Consider the following 17116-nt stretch of genomic DNA (forward strand, 5'->3'; position numbering starts at 1 on the left):
CCCCGGTAATGTCTACCTCCCCTTCGAAGACGTTGAGCCCGGCCGAGCTCGCGAAGCTCGAACACGCGTTCGCTTCCGACCCCTCGTCCGCCGCCTACAAGCCTCTAGCCGAAGCGTACCTGAGCATGGGTCGCTTCATGGAGGCGATGGTCGTCTGCAAGAAGGGCGTCAAGGCGCATCCGAACGCCGCCGACCCTCGCTTGTTGCTCGCCCGTGTGTACGCGGAGCAGGGCAAGGACAAGAAGGCCCTGGAGGAGGCGCTCGGCGCGCTCCAGGTCCAGCCCGAGGACAAGGGCGCGTTGCGCATGGCCGGCGCCCTGCAGCTGAAGACGGGCGAAGCCGAGCCCGGCAAGGCGAACCTCCTCAAGGCGTACAGCGTGGACCCGGGAGACCCGGACACCGTCACGCTGCTGCAGCAGCACAAGATCGACCCGCCGCGGCCGGCCGCGCCCCAGGCGCCCGTCGCCGCGCCGCCGGTGCTCGCGCCCAGCGCCACGCAGCAGTCCGCCGCGTCGCTGGCCAGCGGTGTCGCCGCCACGGCCGAGCCTGTCTCCGCGCCCAAGCCCGCGGCCACGCCGCGCGCGCCCTCGGGCTCCTCGGCCCCGGTGCGTGCCGAGTCGCCCGCGCAGCGTCCGGCCCCCGCCCAGCCCCGCCGCCCCCAGCCGGTGGTGGTGGATGAGGTGGAGGACGACGACGAGGACGACTCGCCCCGCGGCCGTCGCAATTCGTCTCAGGGTGGGGGACGCGGCAAGTGGGTGACGGTGGCGCTGCTGGGCGCCCTGGTCCTCTTCATCCCCGGCTACATGATGTACACGCGGCACACGCGCAACGTGGCCCGGGAGCTGAAGAAGCACCTGGAGGCGTCCGCGGAGCTGCTCAAGCGCGACTCCTTCGACAGCTACAAGAAGGCGTGTGAGGCGGCCGACAAGGCGCTGGAGGTGAACTCCGACTCCGGCCTGGCCCACGGCTACCTGGCGTACGCCTACGCCATCCGTTGGGGTGAGCACGGCGGCGGTGACGACGCGCGCCGCCGCGCCGAGGAGCACCTGGCCGCGGGCATGAAGGCGGGCGACGTCAGCTCGCACCTCATCGCCGCGGAGGCGCTGGTGCAGACCTACGGCGGCAAGGGCAAGGAGGCCCTGGGCAAGCTGGAGGAGACGGTGAAGGGCCTGGACGCCCAGGGGCGCTCCAGCTCGCTGCTCTACCTGACGCTCGGCCTCATCCAGATGAACGCGGGTGACCTGGACCGCGGCCGCGACTCGCTGGAGCGCGCCCAGGTGCTCGCGCCCGACGACCCGCGCATCTACTCGGGCCTGGGCGCGGTGTACCGCCGGCTGGGCCAGGACAACACGGCCTGGAAGAACTACGACCTGGCCCTGCGCTACGAGAAGGACCACCCGGAGTCGCTCCTGGGCCGCTCCCTCCTGATGCTCGACCAGGACTCGCCCAACTACCCCCTGGTCCAGTCCATGCTGAAGAAGCTGCTGGACGCCGAGCCCCCGCCCTCGCCCCGTCAGCTGGCCGCCGCGCACCTGGCGCGCTCGCTCCTGGTCAGCCGCGTCTCCGCGTCGCTGCCCAACGAGAAGCCGGACATGCAGCAGAAGCTGGTGGAGGCCACGGGCGTGCCGCTGGACGCCCAGAAGGCGCGCGCGGAGATGCTCAAGAGCGAGGAGACGGGCTTCACGCTCGACAAGCAGAACCCGGACCTGCACCTCATCAAGGGCCGCCGGCTCTTGACCGAGGGCAGCTTCGACCAGGCCGCCGAGGAGATCCGCAAGGCCATCCGCGTGGACGGCTCGCGCGCGCAGTTCCACGTCGAGCTGGCCAAGGCCCTGATGGGCAAGCAGGGCGGCGAGAAGGAGGCCGCCGAGGCGCTCCAGACGGCCCTCAAGACGATGGGCGACAGCCCCAAGCTGGTCGTCATGCTGGGCAACGCCTACCGCCGCCAGGGCAAGCTGGATGAGGCCCTCAAGCAGTACGAGCGCGCGGTGAAGGACCCCAAGGCGAAGAACCCCGAGGCCCGCCTGGCCATGGGTGCCATCTACCGCGAGCGCTCCGACTGGACGAACGCGCAGACGCAGCTGGAGAAGGCGAGCCAGGAGTTCGTCGGCCAGCCCGAGCGCTCGGCCATCGCGCTCACGGAGCTGGCGCGCGTCTACCAGGGCAAGGGCGACGCGGCGAAGGCGGACGAGACCTACCAGCGCGCCCTCAACGCCGACGAGGCCTTCTCCCCGGCCTACTACTTCTACGCCACGCTGCTCTCCAAGGACGCCAAGCAGGGCCCCAAGGCGAAGATGCTGGCGCAGGAGTACCTCAAGCGCGACCCGAGCGGCGAGCACGCCACCGCGGCGCGCACCCTCACCGGGGGCTGAGCAGGTCGGACAAGTGGGGCTGATGCGCGCGGCCAGCAGGGCGCGCACGGCCCCGGCCCCCCCCGGGTTGATGGCCCCCGCGAGTGGGGCTATGCCCCGGGTGTTTGCCTTCCCGAACCCTTCAAGACACGAGGACGCGAGCCCGAGCCACGGTGTGGGGCCGGGCGGGCGGCCGTTCGTGGCCGGCGCGTCGTGGTGACGTGTCCTTGCCCACCCCCCGGTGGTGCCTGTATGGGAGGGCGGTTCCCGCGTCGGCAGCGTCCCTGTCACGCTCTCCCCTGGAGTCCGCTTGAGCGCGCGTGCCGAGTCCGTGTCGACGACCGCGTCCGACCTGATCTCCCTGATGAAGCCCCGGCTCTCCAGCCTGGTCCTCATCACCACGGCCGGCGGCATGTGGCTGGCCCCAGGTCCCCTGTCCACGGGCCATGCCCTGGTGACGCTGCTGGCCACGGCCGGCACGGTGGGCGCGGCCAACGCGCTCAACTGCTACTGGGAGCGCCACAGCGACAAGTTCATGGCGCGCACGCAGAACCGGCCGCTGCCCTCCGGACGCATGGAGCCGGCGGTGGCGCTGTGGTTCGGCATCTCCCTGGCGGCGGTGTCCCTGCCGGCGCTGGCCCTGGGCGCCAACCTCCTGACGGCGGCGCTGGGCCTGCTCGCGCTGCTCAGCTACGTGCTGGCGTACACGCCGCTCAAGGCGCGCACCTCGGCGGCCATGCTGGTGGGCGCCGTCCCCGGCGCGCTGCCCCCGCTGATGGGGTGGACGGCGGTGACGGACCGCATCGACGCGGGCGGCTTCGCGCTCTTCGCCATCCTCTTCCTGTGGCAGATGCCGCACTTCATCGCCATCGCCCTGTTCCGCAAGGAGGAGTACGCGGCGGCGGGCCTCAAGTCCGTGCCGATTGAGCGCGGCGACGAGTCCAGCCGCGCGCAGATCGTCCTCTACCTGGTGGCGCTGGTGCCCATGACGCTGCTGCCCTTCCAGCTCCACATCGCCGGCTCCTGGTACCTGGCGGCCGCGGTGGGCCTGGGGCTGAGCTTCCTGGGAGTGGGGGCGTGGGGGTTCTTCCGCCGGCTGGGGAAGCCCTGGGCGCGCCAGACGTTCATCTTCTCGTTGATCTACCTCACCGGATTGTTCGCGGCGCTGAGCCTGGACCGCGTTCCCCGCGGCTAGGCGCGCGGGGCAGCCGGCGGAAAGCCCGCCCATGCCTGATACCTCGGTTCACACCCCTCCACCCGCGCTGCTCCACCTCGAGGGGCTGACCCGACGCTTCAAGGACCGCGTGGCCGTGGACGGCCTCACGCTGTCGGTGCGGCCCGGCGAAATCCTGGGCCTGTTGGGCCCGAACGGCGCCGGCAAGTCCACCACCTTCCAGATCCTGGCGGGCCTGCTCGCGCCCGACGCGGGGCAGGTGCGCTTCGCCGGCCGCGAGCTGTCCCTGAGCGACCCGGCGCTGCGCCGGCAGATGGGCATCATCTTCCAGCGCGGCAGCCTGGATGACCTGCTCACCGCGCGGGAGAACCTGATGCTCGGGGCCCGGCTGTACGGGCTGACGGGCGAGCGGGCCCGCGAGCGCGTGGAGTCCATGCTGGGGCTCATCGGCCTGCTGGACCGGGGCGACGAGCGGGTGGGCACGTGGTCCGGGGGCATGCGCCGCCGGCTGGAGCTGGCCCGCGCGCTGGTGCACCAGCCCCGCGTGGTGTTGATGGACGAGCCCACGCAGGGCCTGGACGAGGCCGCCTTCCGCACCTTCTGGGCGCACCTGAAGCGGTTGCGCGACGCGGAGGGGCTGACGGTGCTGCTCACCACGCACCGGGCCGACGAGGCCGAGGTCTGCGACAGGCTGGCGGTGCTCGACGCGGGGAAGCTGGTCGCGTGTGACACGCCGGCCGCGCTGGCCGCGCGCATGGGCGGGGACCTCCTCACGGTGGAGGCGCCCGAGCCGGAGACGCTGGCCCGGGAGGTCCGCGAGAAGCTGGGCGTGGACGCGAAGGTGGTGGAGGGGCGGGTGCAGGTGGAGGCCCGGCAGGGCCACGCGCTGGTGCCCCGGTTGGTGGAGTCCTTCCCGGCGGGGCGGATGACGTCCGTCGCGCTGCGCCGCCCCACGTTGGCGGATGTGTTCCTGCAGCTCACCGGGCGCGCGCTGGGCGCCGACGTGCCGGCCGTGGAGGCCGCGCCGAGGAGACGCCGATGAACGCCGAGGTTTCCACCGCGCAGCCGCCCCCCGTGGCCGAGGACGCGCGGGCACCGGGCGCGCCGGGCACGCTGGCGCTGCAGTGGGCGACGGTGCGGGTGCTGATGGCGCGCGACGTGGTGCGCTTCTTCCGTCAGCCCAGCCGCGTGGTGGGCGCGCTGGCGCAGCCCATCCTGTTCTGGTTCGTCATCGGCTCGGGCTTCGCGGGCTCGTTCCGCGTCGAGGGCGCGCAGGGGCTGGGCTACCAGCAGTTCTTCTTCCCGGGCGTCGTCACCATGGTGCTGTTGTTCAGCGCCATCTTCGCCACGATTACGGTCATCGAGGACCGCCGCGAGGGCTTCCTCCAGGCGGTGCTCGCGGGGCCGGGCTCCCGGCTGGCGGTGGTGCTGGGCAAGGCGCTGGGCTCGTCCGCGATTGCCCTGATGCAGGCGTCCTTGTTCCTGCTGCTGGCGCCGCTCGCCGGCGTGAGCGCGGCCACCCTGGACCTGCCGCTGCTCGTGGCGGTGATGGTGCTGTCGGCGCTGGCGCTGACGGGCATGGGCATGTCGCTGGCGTGGTGGGTTCGCTCGAGCGCGGGCTACCACGCGGTGATGAGCATCGTGATGCTGCCCATGTGGGTGCTGTCCGGGGCCATGTTCCCGCTGAAGGGCGCGGACACCTGGCTGTCGTGGGTGATGGTGCTCAACCCGATGCGCTTCTCCGTGGAGGGCGTGCGGCGCGCGCTGTACGGCGCCGAGGCGTCCGTGGCGGTGGGCTCGCCCCTGTCCGGCGCGGGCTGGGAGGTGCCGGTGCTGCTGGCGTTCGCGGCGGTGTTCCTGGGGCTGGCGGCGGCGAGCGTCAGCCGGCGCGAATAGCGCGGACGGGCCGTTGGACAGGTCCGCGTCCTTTGACTACGAGGGAGCGCGGACGAAGTACCGGTTCACCGAGGAGATTGCACATGACGCTGCGCACGCTCGGCCTGTCGATGCTGGGAGCCGCGGGGCTGTTGGCCCTGCCCGCTTGCAAGAAGGAGGAGGCCCCGGCCACGCCTCCGCCCGCCGCGCCCGCCCAGGCGGCTCGCGCGCCCGAGGAGAAGGCGCCGCACGCCGCCACGCCCATCCAGGCGCCGGGGCAGACGACGAACGTCCCCGTGGGCAAGGGCGAGGTGAAGGGCACGGTGACCTTCACGGGCACGGCGCCCGCCGCGGCGGACCTGCCGCCCAGCGCGGACCCTGCCTGTGAGGGGCGGGCGTCGAAGGACGAGGCGGTGCTGGTGAAGGACGGCAAGCTGCGCAACGTGCTGGTGCGCGTGCGAGGCGCCGTGCCGGGGGCCTCCACGGTGCCGAGCGAGCCGGTGGTGGTGGACCAGTCGAAGTGCACCTACGTGCCGCGGGTGCAGGGCGCGGTGGCGGGGCAGCCCGTCGTCTTCAAGAACAGCGACGGCACGCTGCACAACGTGCGCGGCGTGGTGGGCACCAAGTCGGCCTTCAACGTGGCCCAGCCGCCCTCGGGCGCGCCGGTGCAGAAGTCCGTGCCCGCCGCGGATGACGTGCTGAAGCTCAAGTGTGACGTGCACCCGTGGATGACCGCGTTCGTGGTGAGCAACCCGAACCCGTTCTTCGCCACCACGGGAGAGGACGGCACCTTCGCCATCCAGGGCCTGCCCGCGGGCACGTACACCCTGGAGGCGTGGCACGAGACGCTCGGCACCAAGAGCGCCGAAGTCACGGTGAAGGACGACGCGCCGGCCACCGTCGCCTTCGCGTTCACCGCCGAGGACGCGTCCGCGAAGAAGTAGGGGTGGCAGGGGCGCCTTCCGCGAGACGAAAGGCCCCTCGCGGCGCGGGCCTCGCGCACGACGCAGGGTCCGCTTCGATGGAAAGGGCTCCTCGCCACGTTCGCGAGGAGGCCCCGCCTACGCCGCGGGCTGCTCCAGCGAGCCCGGCGGCCCCGCCTTCTTCACCGTGAAGCCCACGCGGGCGCCACCGCCCTCGCGGTTCTCCGCGAACGTCTCGCCACCGTGGGCCTTCGCGATGCGCTGCACCAGCGCGAGCCCCAGTCCCAGTGAGCCCGCCTCGCGGGCCTCGCCGCCCCGGTCCTTCCGGTAGAAGGGCTGGAAGATGCGCTCCTCCTCACCCTGGAGGAGCCCCGGACCCCGGTCCTCCACGCAGAAGCACATGTCCTCCTCGCGCTCCTCCACCCGCAGCGTGCTCGCGCCGCCGCCGTGCTTGCGCGCGTTGTCCAGCAGGTTGACCAGCGCGCGCCCCAGCAGCGTCGCGTCGCCCACCAGCACCGCCTCCGGCAGCTCCGAGTCGAGCAGCTCGGGCGGCAGCCCCGCGCGCTCCAGCGCCTGACTCGCCAGCGTGCGCCCATCCAGTACCCGGGGCGTGAGCTGTCCGAAGTCCAGCCGCGAGCTCGCCAGCAGCTCGCCCACCAGCGCGTCCAGCTCCACCACCTCGCGGTCCACCTGGTCCAGCGTCTTGGGATTCCCGCCGCCGTCGCGCAACAGCTCCGTCAGCACGCGCATCCGCGCCAGCGGCGTGCGCAGCTCGTGCGACACCGCCGCGAGCAGCTCGCGCTGGTCCGCCACCTGCTTCTCGATGCGCCCCGCCATGTCGTTGAAGGCGACCGCCAGCACGGTGAACTCACCCGTCGCGTGGGGGAGGACCTCGGCGCGAGCGTCGAGCCGTCCGGCGCCCAGCGCCTTGGTGGCCTGCACCAGCGCATCCACGGGCTTGGCCAGCCTGCGCGCCATCTTCCCCGAGGCCATCCACAGCATGAGGCACGCGGCGACCAGCGGGAGGATCAACTTCATCTTGTTCTTGGCGCGCTCGCTCCCGTAGCACAGCCGCACCTGCCCCAGCGTGGTGTCTCCGCGCACCACCGGGAGGGACATCTCGGTGCTGTTGCACAGCCCTCCGGCCAGCACGAGCAGCTTGCCCGACGCGTCCTTCAGCTCCACGTCGATGTCCAGGTCCCGCGCCACCGACTGCGCCAGCGCCTCCCTGCGCGCGGGCTCGTCCCAGACCTCCTCGAAGCGGTGGCTCGCGAAGTTCTTGAGCCGGACCATCTCCTGCTTCCAGGTGGTGCCTCCGACGATGTTGAACACCAGGCCCACGACCAGGCCCGTCAGGGAGATGGTCAACCCGAACCACATGAACAGGCGCCGGTGCAGCCGGGAACGCACGAAGTGGCCCAACCGGCTCATGCGCCAGTGACTCCATCGCGCCTGATGGTGTCGCCGCCACCGCTCGATGTGCTCGTGCCGGGGATGCTTCCCCCAACCCCCGGAACGTCGTCCCCAGCCCGGACGCTTGTCCGACGAGGAGTCGTCGTTCGCCCACTGTCCACCTTGTCCCTGGGCCCGTGCCTCCTCCTCCTCGCGGTGGAGCCAGCGTGAGAACTCCTCGGCCTCCTCGCAGCTCAAGTCCCACGGGCCGCAGTCGTCGCGGCGCCAGGGGGAGGAGCGCCTCGGCTCGCCCTTGCCACCCTTGTCGTCCCGGTGGCCCATCAGAGGCCCTCTTTGGCGAAGACGTAGCCCACGCCGCGCACCGTCTTGATGAGCCGCGTGCCGATGTCGCCCAGCTTCTGCCTCAAGTGGGAGATGTGCACGTCGACCGTGCGCTCGCCCACCACCGTGTCGCTGCGCCCCGCCTCACCCAGCAGCGCGTCCCGGGGGATGACGCGGCCCGCGCGGCGCACCAGCGCCACCAGCAGGTCGAACTCCAGCCCCGTCAGGTCCACCAGCTTGCCCTCCGCTCGCACCTCGCGCCCGGCCACGTCGATGGACAATCCGCCCGCCTCCAACCGGTCCGCCACCGCCGACGGCTGCGAGCGCCGCAGCACCGCCCTCAAGCGCGCCAGCAGCTCCCGGGGACTGAAGGGCTTGGGAAGATAATCGTCCGCGCCCAGCTCCAACCCCACCACGCGGTCCGTCTCGTCACCCTTCGCGGTGAGCATGACGACGGGGATGCGGCTCTTGGCGCGGATGCGCTTGCACACCTCGAGGCCGTCCATGCCCGGCATCATCACGTCCAGCAGCACCGCGTCGTAGGCACTGGCCTCCAACGCGGCGAGCCCCCGCCCCCCATCCGGGGCATGCGTCACACTGACGCCGTTCTGCCCGAGGTACTGCGCGAGCAGTTCATACATGCGGGTGTCATCGTCGATGAGCAGGACGCGTGTGGACATGGACGGAGTCGATACTAACGCGGCCCGGGCGCTGGAGCCTGGGTCGTGGGGGAGGACGGCGAGCCGGCGGTCGCGGTGGCGTCCGGGGGGCACTCGGGCCCGTTGGCCGCAGGCGCTCGACGTCCCCAGCGCTCCGCGCCCCTGTCGCCGGGACAGGGACCGTGGTGGCGCGAGAGGCTCTGGAAGCCGGAGATGAAGCCTCCGATGACTCCCAGGGTGAGGACGACGATGAGGATGCCGCGGCGGGGTCGCATCATGAACATGGGGTTCCTCGATTCGTGTGTGAGAGGGTTTCAGACCATCGGGTGGTCATCGCCTCGCCAGCCCTGGTGCCCGCCGCAGCGGCGCCCGTGCCACCCGGGGCCCGCGCCGTGGCCATGGCCCCAGCCGTGCTCGAGCACGTCCGCCAACTCACGGCGCTGGCGCGGGTCCAGTGCCTCGTGCACCTGCGACAGCGCGCCCTGGAGCGTCTTGCGCGCGTTGTCCACCGCGACGTCGTGGCGAGCGAAGAGCTCCCGCAGCGCGGCGCCGTCGAAGTGCTCCCCCCTGAGCGCGGTGCCAATCGCGGCGCGGCTGGGGCGCACCTCGTCACGCAGCTTGTCGAAGGCCTCGGTGAGCTCCTCGGTCGCCTGGACGATGACCTTCTCCTGGCCCGGAGAGGTCTCCAGCCGCTCGAACAGCCAGCGCAGGCGCATCCGCCAGCCGAAGCGACCTCCCCGCCGAGGTCCATGCTGGCGCCAGCCTCGGCCACCCCGCACGGTGTAGATGAGGCCGGCCAGACAGGCCGAGCCGAACAGAAATCCGAACATGAAGGTCCTGCTCCTTCCCAGCGGAGCGGGCCGGGATGGCGCGCCTCCGTCTTGGATGGGCAGGAAGGTAGAGGGCGGGTGTGAAGCCAACGCCCGGGGCCCCGTGAAGAAACGTGAAGGGCTTTCGCACCGTCCCGGGATGAAGGGGCGAATGTGGCCTGTTGACCTCTGGAGCGATTTTCAGCCCCTGGGACTGTCCTCTGGCCGACGACCGCCTGCCCGCTGGGTGGGGGTCGGGTGGACAAAACGGTCCTTGAGGTAGATTCTCGCTTCAGTGTCGGAGCGATGTCCGCCCCGCACTGGCGGTCCGGCTGGTCCCGGGTCGCCGTCTAGCAGAAAGAAGAAGGTCACATGGCATTCGGTACTGTGAAGTGGTTCAACGACGCCAAGGGTTTCGGCTTCATCGCGCAGGACAGCGGTGAGGACGTGTTCTGCCACCACACCGCCATCAACATGGATGGCTTCCGCACCCTGCAGGAGGGGCAGAAGGTGGAGTTCGAGGTGACCCGTGGCCCCAAGGGGCTGCAGGCCCAGAACGTCCGCGCGGCGGGCTAATCGCGTCATCCTGGCCACCCTTGAGTGAGCCCGAGGCCCGGTCTTCCCTAGGGGAGGCTGGGCCTTCGTCTTTGCGGGCTCAGGGCCGCGGGGCAGGCGGGCGTGGGCGCCAGCCGCGTCGGGCCGGGCGTCGGGGCTTACCTTCGACGGGAACGCGCGGCGCATCCGCCGCCAGACGCCCGAGGGCGAAGGGGACGCGAGCCATGGGGGATACCAGCGTGAAGAAGGTGGAGAGCCGGCACTCGCCCCGGGGAGAGATGGGGCAGAAGTACCTGGCCTCCGGCGTGCGGCTGTCCATGCGGCTGTGGGAGGACGAGCCGCCAGGGGAGCCCAAGCCCGCCGCGCCGCGTGACTACGAGACGGTGGGCTTCGTGCTGAAGGGCCGCGCGGAGCTGCATCTGGAGGGGCAGCTCATCCTGCTCAACCCCGGTGACTCGTGGCTCGTGCCGCGCGGCGCCAGCCACACGTACAAGATTCTGGAGACCTTCTCCGCGGTGGAGGCCACCAGCCCTCCGGCCGCCGTGCATGGCCGCGACGAGGGCGCGCACGAGCAGAAGCCCGCGAAGGCGTGACGGAGGGGCTCAGGGGCCTGGCGGGGCCTCCTCGAGGGGCACCGCCGCCTCCAGCGCCACATCCGAGGTCGCCCGCGCGGCGTCGCCGCACTGGATGGTGCCCTTCACCCAGTGCCGCCGGTTCACGGGCGAATCCGTGACGATGATGGACGTACTGGAGCTCTTCCCGACGAAAAGGAGCGGCCCGCCCTGGCTCCCCGTGTCGAAGGACCAGTCGTACTCGCGCCCCCCACAGAGCTCCGCGGCCCGCCGGTGGAAGTAGCCTTGCAGCGTGCCCAGGTGTGTCTGCGGATTGCCGCGCACCTCAATCTGGATGACGCCCGGGGCCACCTCCATGTCGTGATAGCCGCCCGAGCCCGTCATCGGCTGGTAGGGCGTGACGCAGCCCGCGCAGAGCAGCGGCACGCAGGCGGTGAGGACTCGGCGCGAGAGGGGCATCCCCTGTCTATTCGGAAGCAGCCTCGCTTCCTGGTCGTGCACCGCTTCTTCGGAGGTGCTGCTCCAGGAGGGAGAGGATGCGCGTGAAGGTCCTCGCGCCGTAGCGGTTCCAAGGATTGTATCCTCGCGCCGAGGCGGGGTCCCCCAACCGCCACCTGGAGACCCCATGCATCCGAAGAGGCGTCATCGATGGTCTGCTCGCTGCGCGGTGCTCGGCTTGAGCGTCGCGCTCATCGTCGCGCCGGGCTGCTCGAGCGACGACTCGCCCGGCGTGGATGTCCCAAACCCGCTGACCAATCCCAAGGACGGTCCGCCGGCCGGCAACCCGAACGCGGAGGCCACCTGCGGCGTGCCCGCGGAGGCGGGGCTCGCGGATGTCTCCAGGCCCACCACCGTCGTCGGCACGGGCACGCCCGCGAGCTGCACGAGCGCCGCGTTCATCGACGCCGTGGCCAAGGGCGGCGTCATCACCTTCGACTGTGGGCCGGAGCCGGTGACGCTCACGCTCGACCGGACGGCGAAGGTCTTCAACGACAAGGGGCCGGACATCGTCATCGACGGAAAGGGATTGGTGACGCTCAGCGGCGCGGGCCGGCACCGCATCCTGTACATGAACACCTGTGACAGGAATCAGGTCTGGACCACCGCGCACTGCGACAACCAGGACCACCCCCGGCTGACGCTCCAGAACCTCACCTTCATCGACGCCAGCTCCAAGAGCGAGACGGAGTTCGACGGCGGCGGCGCGGTCTGGGTTCGCGGTGGCCGCGTGAAGGTCATCAACTCCCGCTTCTTCAACAACGCATGCGCGGATGTCGGCCCCGACGTGGGCGGCGCCGCGCTGCGGGTGTTCGACCAGTACAATGACTTGCCCGTGTACGTGGTGAACACGACCTTCGGAGGCAAGGCGGGCTATGGCGGGGCCTGCTCGAACGGCGGCGGCATCAGCAGCATCGGCGTGTCATGGACCGTCATCAACAGCCTGTTCTCCCACAACCGGGCCATCGGCAACGGCGCCAATCCCTCGCGTCCGGGGACGCCGGGTGGCGGCAGCGGCGGCGCCATCTACAACGACGGCAACAGGATGACGCTGTCCCTGTGCGGCACGCGAATCGAGCACAACGAGGTCAACGCGCACGGCAGCGCCATCTTCTTCGTCAGCAATGACCACTCGGGCGACATCCGCATCGACCGCTCGGTCATCCAGAACAACCTGGGCGGCTCCTGGTACGTGACGCACCCCCAGATTTCGAATCACTCGGACACGCCCATCACCGTCACCAACTCCACGATTCAGTGACGGACCGGCCGTGACGGGGCGCTAATAGACATAGGGCACCTGCTGGGCCCAGGTGCTCTTGCCGTAGTGCCGGTGCAGATGACGGAAGGCGGCCATGGCCTCGGGGGTGTTCTGGTTGCAGACCCGCTTGCTGGCGCGCACGGCGCGGTACAGGGCGATGGGCGAGCGAGGGTCCTTCGGGTGCTCCTTGGCCCATGCGAGCGCGACCTTCGAGAAGTACACCACGGCGCTCCCCGCCTCGACAATCCGTTGCCATTCCGAGACCGCCGTCACGCGCTCCTCCTCACTCACGAAGGAGAACGGTGTCGCCTGCACCGGGTACAGTGTGCACCACCAGTTGTCCTTCCCGGAGGTGAAGGTGGTGAGGCCGGGGTGCCAGATGCGCCTCGGGTCGGTCACCAGGGTGACCGAGAGCACGGGCAGCCCCATCACGAGCAGCCGCGCCTCGAACATCCGCTCCTCGACGGTCGTCCTGCCGAGCATCGCGCGCAGCTCGCTCCGGGCGGTGGGCTCCGACTCGGCCAGCATTGTCGCCAGGGCCTGGAGGGTCTCATCATCGCCCAGGATGGCGGCTCGCACGAAGGCGGTCCATCGCAGTTGCTGGCGATGGGCCGGGGGCACCCGCTCGTCAGAGCTCAGCGCGACCAGGCGACGCGCGGTGATGGGCGTGTTGAGGAGGGAGAGCGCCGCGTAGCTGAAGGCCGCGGGCTGCTCCAGCCGACCGTCGGCCAGGGTGGGGCGGGTCCACGGTGCTTCCTCGGCGACGCGCTCCAGGGCGATGCCCAGGAAGGCCTCCCAGCTCGTGGCGAGCAGGAGCCGCTCAGCGTGGACGAACTTGTTGCTCGTGGGACGTGCCCGCACCTGCTCGAGTGGCACGGCGGCCAGGCGCTCGCGTGCCGCGTCCAGCAATCGCTGCTCCCGCAGCAGCCTCACGGTGTGCAGCGCGAGGGTCAGCCCTTGGGGGGCGGAGAGGGGCACCCGGGCCGCCGCGACGAGCAGCGCGCCCACCTCCGGAGAGTCTCCCCGCGCCTTGAGCATCGCGGCGACGAGCCAGGGGGCGAGGTGGGTCTGCTTCCATCTCGCGAGCGCCACGACATAGGCCTCCCGCTTCTGCTGCTCCTGCTCCGGGGTCCAGGTCTCGGCGGCCTGCTGCATGACGTGAATCCACTGGAGCAGCTCCTGGGTGGGCGCGGGGCTCGACGGACACTTGCGACCCGGCTCGAACGACAGGTCGAAGTCGCCCAGCTCCGCCGCGAGCGCGGACCCCGTGCCGGGCTGGAGCACGAGCGTCGGCAGCGTGCAGGCCCACGCCTCGCGTTGCGTGCGGGAGCGGACGAGGCTGCGCAGGCGCCGGGTCTGCGCATGGACGGCGCGCAGTCGGGGCCTCGCGAGGATGCGGGTGATGGTCGCATCCGCCTCGTCGAGGCGAGCCATGAAGCGGGCTTGCTCCTCGGGCTGTCCGCTGCCCCAGGGGCTGTGCTCCTTGAGGGCCCGGCGCACCTGCGTGCGGGCCACGAGATACGCGGCGCGGGCCCGGTAGGGGGTGTCGCGGTGTCCCTCGATGGCCTGGAACGCGGCGAGGGCCTCGTCGAAGCGGCTGCAATACAGGTGCGAGGCGGCGACCTGGTAGTCGCGCTCGGCCTGCCGGCGGGCCTGCACCGACGCGGAGGGTTTAACGGGGCGCCCGACGTCATCGAGGTCCCCGGCGCTCAGCGCGGGCAGGGGCTGGCAGGAGCCCGCGAAGATTGCGTTCTGGGCGTCGACCCACTCGAGCAGCAGCGCCGGGTGCTTTCGCCACAGCCGGGACAAGGTCCCCACGGTCTCCGCGGCGCGCTCGAACGCGTCGCCGTGGATGTGACGTTCCTCCTCCGGGATGTCGGAGCGGGGGGATGTGAGTCTCGCGGAGTCCAGGCCGAGGGAGTGCAGGGCCAGCGACCTGGCCTCGTTCCAGACCCCCTGCTCCTTCGAGGTGTCACCGCGCTCCAGCTCGCCTTCCATGCGCTTCCAGGTGTCCACCACCGCGCGCTGTTCCTCGGGCGTGGTGGGCACCCCCATCATCCAACGCCACGCATAGGCGAGGTGCATGGGGTGGTGTGTGCCCGCGAGCATCTCCAGGTGCCCCGCGGCGAAGCGCTCGAAGGGGGCGTCGGGATGCGAGTACATGCTGGCCTGATCACCCCCGGGACCACATGCCTCGGCCGGAGGGGCGGGCCACAACAGGAGGAGCCACAGGCAGAGCGCGAGGAGGGGCTTCATGGCGTCAGGTCCTTCAGGGCCTGGGCGAGCGACTCCGACGTCCAGGGGCGGGGGTTGAAGAGGTAGAGCGTGTCCACGCCGGAGGGCGCGCGGTGTCGCTCGTCGAGCGCGAGGCCCACGCTTCGGCCACACGGCGCCGCGCCGCCGCGCGCGAACCGGGCGCGCCACGTGGGCCCCTCCGGGCCCATGCGGAACAGCTGGGGGACGACCTCGTCCACGGGGGCCTGCTCCAACCAGCTCCCCTGCGTGCACCACGAGGCGAGCCCGGTGATGGACAAGGGACGCGAGGCGCCCAGCAGCTCGCGCGTCTGGCGCAGCAACGCCAGATACGCCGCCTGCTCCGACTCGCGGGCGTCGAAGTCGATCTGGAGCATGGACACGTCCCGGGCGCGGGCCAGGTCGACCAGGCGCTGGGCCACCCCGCGCAACTGGGCGGGCGAGTAGTGCGCCAGTGAGGCGCCGTCGCGCATCTCCAGGCGGATGGTGCCGCGAGGGCGCTTGCCGGCCGGAAGCCGGATGGGCTGTTGGCGCGAGTGGGTGCGCCATCGCGACGCACGCAGCTCCAGCGTCGCCAGGAGGACGGACACCTCGACGGAGGGATTCGCGAGGAAGCTCAAGTCCTCGGGGCGCTCCCACGCCCACAGGACGACGCGGGGGGCGAGTGGGGGCGTCGGCTGGAGCGGACACGACACGGCCAGGCCCAGGAGCAGGAGCAGGGCGGCGAGACTGCCACGGCGTGGCATTGAGGCCTCATGCGGGATGGGGGAATGACGGGCGAGCGTGGCCACGGGACCGCGCCCCTCACAATAAAGCAATGCCAGTGCCAGACGGCGGCGAGGCTCGTGGCGGGCGGGGCTATCGAAAACACCCGCGCACGCTTGATGATGGTGTCATGCCCAGGTCTCTGGAATGCCGCGTCACGTTGCTGGTCGCCCTGTCCATGCTGGTGCCAGGGTGGGCCGTCGCGGCGTCCCCGACCGGGGGGAGCGCGCCGGTGACGCTCCGCTGGAAGGTGCCGCCGTCCTCGCTCGGCTATTCGTACACGATGGACACGATGTCCCCGAAGTCGAGCACCATGAAGGTGGACATCTCCGGCGTCCGGCTGCGGGGCGAGCCCGCCGGCAAGCGCAAGAAGCTCTTCGAGATGGCGCAGCCGACCCAGTCCGCCATGGCGCTCGTGCTGTCCCCGAAGCCCTCGGGTGACGTGGCCGCGCGGGTGGTGGTGACGAAGATGGAGATTCCCAAGACGAAGCGCGCGTCGAAGGAGGCCAAGGAGCTGGCCCGGCAGCTGAAGGCCATGGAGGGCGGCGTGCAGATTCGGGCCACCCTCACGCCCTCGGGACTGGTCACCAGCGACTTGAAGCGCGAGCACCGCAACCTGGTGGCCTTCATGGTGGAGCTGCCGTCGCGCCCGGTGTCCGTGGGCGACGTGTGGACCCACAGCGCCGACCTGGTCGACATGGGGAAGAACTGGAACGGCGAGAGCGACGCCATCAACCGCGTGGAGCTGGTGTCCCTGGAGCGCGAGGCCGAGGGCACCACGGTGGCCGTCATCGACTTCACCGTCGCGGAGCGCCACGCCGGCCGCTACGAGAACCCCGCGCTGGCCAAACCCATCCCCGCCACCATGGAGATGTCCTATGTGGGGCGCGGCGAGTTCCTTGTCGAGGAGGGCCGCTGGCGCCGCGTCGCGGGGGAGATGGCCACCCTTGCCAAGGGCGTGGTCTCCGTGGACTCCGCGCAGCGCTTCGTCATGGTGCCGCTGGAGCCCATCCCTCCGGAAGTCCTCTCGGCCCAGTAGCGCGCCTCGGCGCTCCTTCCACACCGGGTCATTCGGAACTGGGGGACTGACACCTGGCTCGGGTGTCACGGCTCACCCGTGTTTCATTGTTGATGCTTGGGTTACGGTCACCGGCCCTCCCATGTCTTGATTCCCCCACGGATACCCCGGTCTCGGGAGGAAGGCCGAGGTGTGTCAGGAGTGGCGCTCTTGAAACGCAGACAGTGGCAGCAGGACCCCCAGGGTTCCGCTGGTGTCGGGCGGCCTTGTTGGCATTGGGGATGGGTTGTGGCGAGACGCTGCCCATCGACGCGTCGGAGTCGGAGTCGCGGACCCAGCGCGGTTCGCTCGCGGGCGGGCAGTCGGTGGCGCGGGTCGCGGCGGGGGCGTACCACTCGCTACCAGGACGGGGACGGCTACGGGCACGGCGGCCATTGGCAGTACGCGTGCAACCGTCCGAGGGGCTACACGAACAACGGCATCGACTGCCACGACAGCAATGCGTCCATCAACCCGGGACAGGCGGAGTCCTGCTGGGACACCATCGACAACAACTGCGATGGGTACATCGCCCCGTACTGCGGCGGGCCGACGAACCCCAATCCCAACCCGTGCAATGGCGACCCCTTGTGCCATGAGCCCTGAGTGAGACCCTCCGCCGGGCATCCC

General features: G+C 71.0%; 17 protein-coding genes. 10 read left to right on the plus strand and 7 right to left on the minus strand.

Translation table 11 applies throughout. The annotated features are described in order from the left end of the window. Positions 1–8 precede the first annotated feature (8 nt). The 5 genes from OWM54_RS33030 (at position 9) to OWM54_RS33050 (ending at position 6344) form a co-directional block, all read left to right on the plus strand. Entirely contained in the window at positions 9–2372 is a 2364-nt protein-coding gene (locus OWM54_RS33030) for a tetratricopeptide repeat protein (protein WP_267700048.1), read from the plus strand. A 289-nt stretch (positions 2373–2661) separates the two neighbouring features. Further along, positions 2662–3546 (plus strand): heme o synthase, encoded by an 885-nt coding sequence (gene cyoE / locus OWM54_RS33035; RefSeq protein WP_223745382.1) that lies wholly within the window; start codon positions 2662–2664, stop codon positions 3544–3546. A 31-nt stretch (positions 3547–3577) separates the two neighbouring features. After that, positions 3578–4567, plus strand: a complete 990-nt coding sequence (locus OWM54_RS33040; protein WP_223745383.1) for an ABC transporter ATP-binding protein — start codon at positions 3578–3580, stop codon at positions 4565–4567. Further along, on the plus strand, positions 4564–5421 hold the full coding sequence (locus OWM54_RS33045) for an ABC transporter permease (RefSeq protein ID WP_223745384.1): 858 nt from the start codon (positions 4564–4566) through the stop codon (positions 5419–5421). Before OWM54_RS33040 ends, OWM54_RS33045 begins: the two co-directional genes overlap by 4 nt. Positions 5422–5504: 83 nt before the next feature. Beyond that, positions 5505–6344 carry a carboxypeptidase regulatory-like domain-containing protein gene (locus tag OWM54_RS33050; RefSeq protein WP_267700049.1) on the plus strand — a complete coding sequence of 280 codons (840 nt, stop codon included), beginning with the start codon at positions 5505–5507 and terminating at the stop codon, positions 6342–6344. A gap of 117 nt (positions 6345–6461) precedes the next feature. Here the strand turns inward: OWM54_RS33050 and OWM54_RS33055 are convergent, their stop codons facing one another. Genes OWM54_RS33055 through OWM54_RS33070 form a run of 4 tightly spaced genes read right to left on the minus strand, consistent with a single transcriptional unit; the run spans position 6462 to position 9546 of the window. Then, positions 6462–8057: a sensor histidine kinase gene (locus OWM54_RS33055; protein ID WP_324289158.1), complete on the minus strand. Its 1596-nt coding sequence runs from the start codon at positions 8055–8057 to the stop codon at positions 6462–6464. Then, on the minus strand, positions 8057–8737 hold the full coding sequence (locus tag OWM54_RS33060; protein WP_046715302.1) for a response regulator transcription factor: 681 nt from the start codon (positions 8735–8737) through the stop codon (positions 8057–8059). The genes OWM54_RS33055 and OWM54_RS33060 overlap by 1 nt, the downstream gene beginning before the upstream one ends. A 14-nt stretch (positions 8738–8751) precedes the next feature. Further along, positions 8752–8994, minus strand: coding sequence for a hypothetical protein (locus OWM54_RS33065; protein ID WP_267700050.1), 243 nt, complete (start codon positions 8992–8994; stop codon positions 8752–8754). A 36-nt stretch (positions 8995–9030) separates the two neighbouring features. Next, positions 9031–9546, minus strand: coding sequence for a periplasmic heavy metal sensor (locus OWM54_RS33070; RefSeq protein ID WP_267700051.1), 516 nt, complete (start codon positions 9544–9546; stop codon positions 9031–9033). Positions 9547–9897: 351 nt separating this feature from the next. Between OWM54_RS33070 and OWM54_RS33075 the strand changes: the two genes are divergently transcribed. Then, entirely contained in the window at positions 9898–10101 is a 204-nt protein-coding gene (locus tag OWM54_RS33075; RefSeq protein ID WP_046715299.1) for a cold-shock protein, read from the plus strand. A 203-nt stretch (positions 10102–10304) separates the two neighbouring features. Continuing rightward, a complete protein-coding gene (locus OWM54_RS33080; protein ID WP_267700052.1) occupies positions 10305–10673 on the plus strand; it encodes a cupin domain-containing protein in 369 nt (122 codons plus the stop codon). 9 nt (positions 10674–10682) lie between these two features. Here the strand turns inward: OWM54_RS33080 and OWM54_RS33085 are convergent, their stop codons facing one another. After that, the gene (locus tag OWM54_RS33085) at positions 10683–11111 is read right to left on the minus strand and encodes a hypothetical protein (RefSeq protein ID WP_267700053.1); all 429 of its coding nucleotides are present in this window, start codon (positions 11109–11111) and stop codon (positions 10683–10685) included. A 166-nt stretch (positions 11112–11277) separates the two neighbouring features. Between OWM54_RS33085 and OWM54_RS33090 the strand changes: the two genes are divergently transcribed. Continuing rightward, complete coding sequence (locus OWM54_RS33090) at positions 11278–12411, plus strand: hypothetical protein (protein ID WP_267700054.1); 1134 nt, start codon at positions 11278–11280, stop codon at positions 12409–12411. A 21-nt stretch (positions 12412–12432) separates the two neighbouring features. On the opposite strand, the gene OWM54_RS33095 is transcribed toward OWM54_RS33090, so the two are convergent. After that, a complete protein-coding gene (locus OWM54_RS33095; RefSeq protein WP_267700055.1) occupies positions 12433–14667 on the minus strand; it encodes a hypothetical protein in 2235 nt (744 codons plus the stop codon). Continuing rightward, positions 14664–15410: a hypothetical protein gene (locus OWM54_RS33100; protein WP_267700056.1), complete on the minus strand. Its 747-nt coding sequence runs from the start codon at positions 15408–15410 to the stop codon at positions 14664–14666. Before OWM54_RS33100 ends, OWM54_RS33095 begins: the two co-directional genes overlap by 4 nt. Before the next feature lie 149 nt (positions 15411–15559). Between OWM54_RS33100 and OWM54_RS33105 the strand changes: the two genes are divergently transcribed. Further along, the gene (locus tag OWM54_RS33105; RefSeq protein WP_223781956.1) at positions 15560–16468 is read left to right on the plus strand and encodes a hypothetical protein; all 909 of its coding nucleotides are present in this window, start codon (positions 15560–15562) and stop codon (positions 16466–16468) included. Between the two features lie 267 nt (positions 16469–16735). After that, positions 16736–17092, plus strand: coding sequence for a putative metal-binding motif-containing protein (locus tag OWM54_RS43445; RefSeq protein WP_223745393.1), 357 nt, complete (start codon positions 16736–16738; stop codon positions 17090–17092). The last annotated feature ends 24 nt before the right edge of the window (positions 17093–17116 follow it).

The sequence above is a fragment of the Myxococcus sp. MISCRS1 genome (assembly GCF_026626605.1).
GTDB classification, from domain to species: Bacteria; Myxococcota; Myxococcia; order Myxococcales; family Myxococcaceae; genus Myxococcus; species Myxococcus fulvus.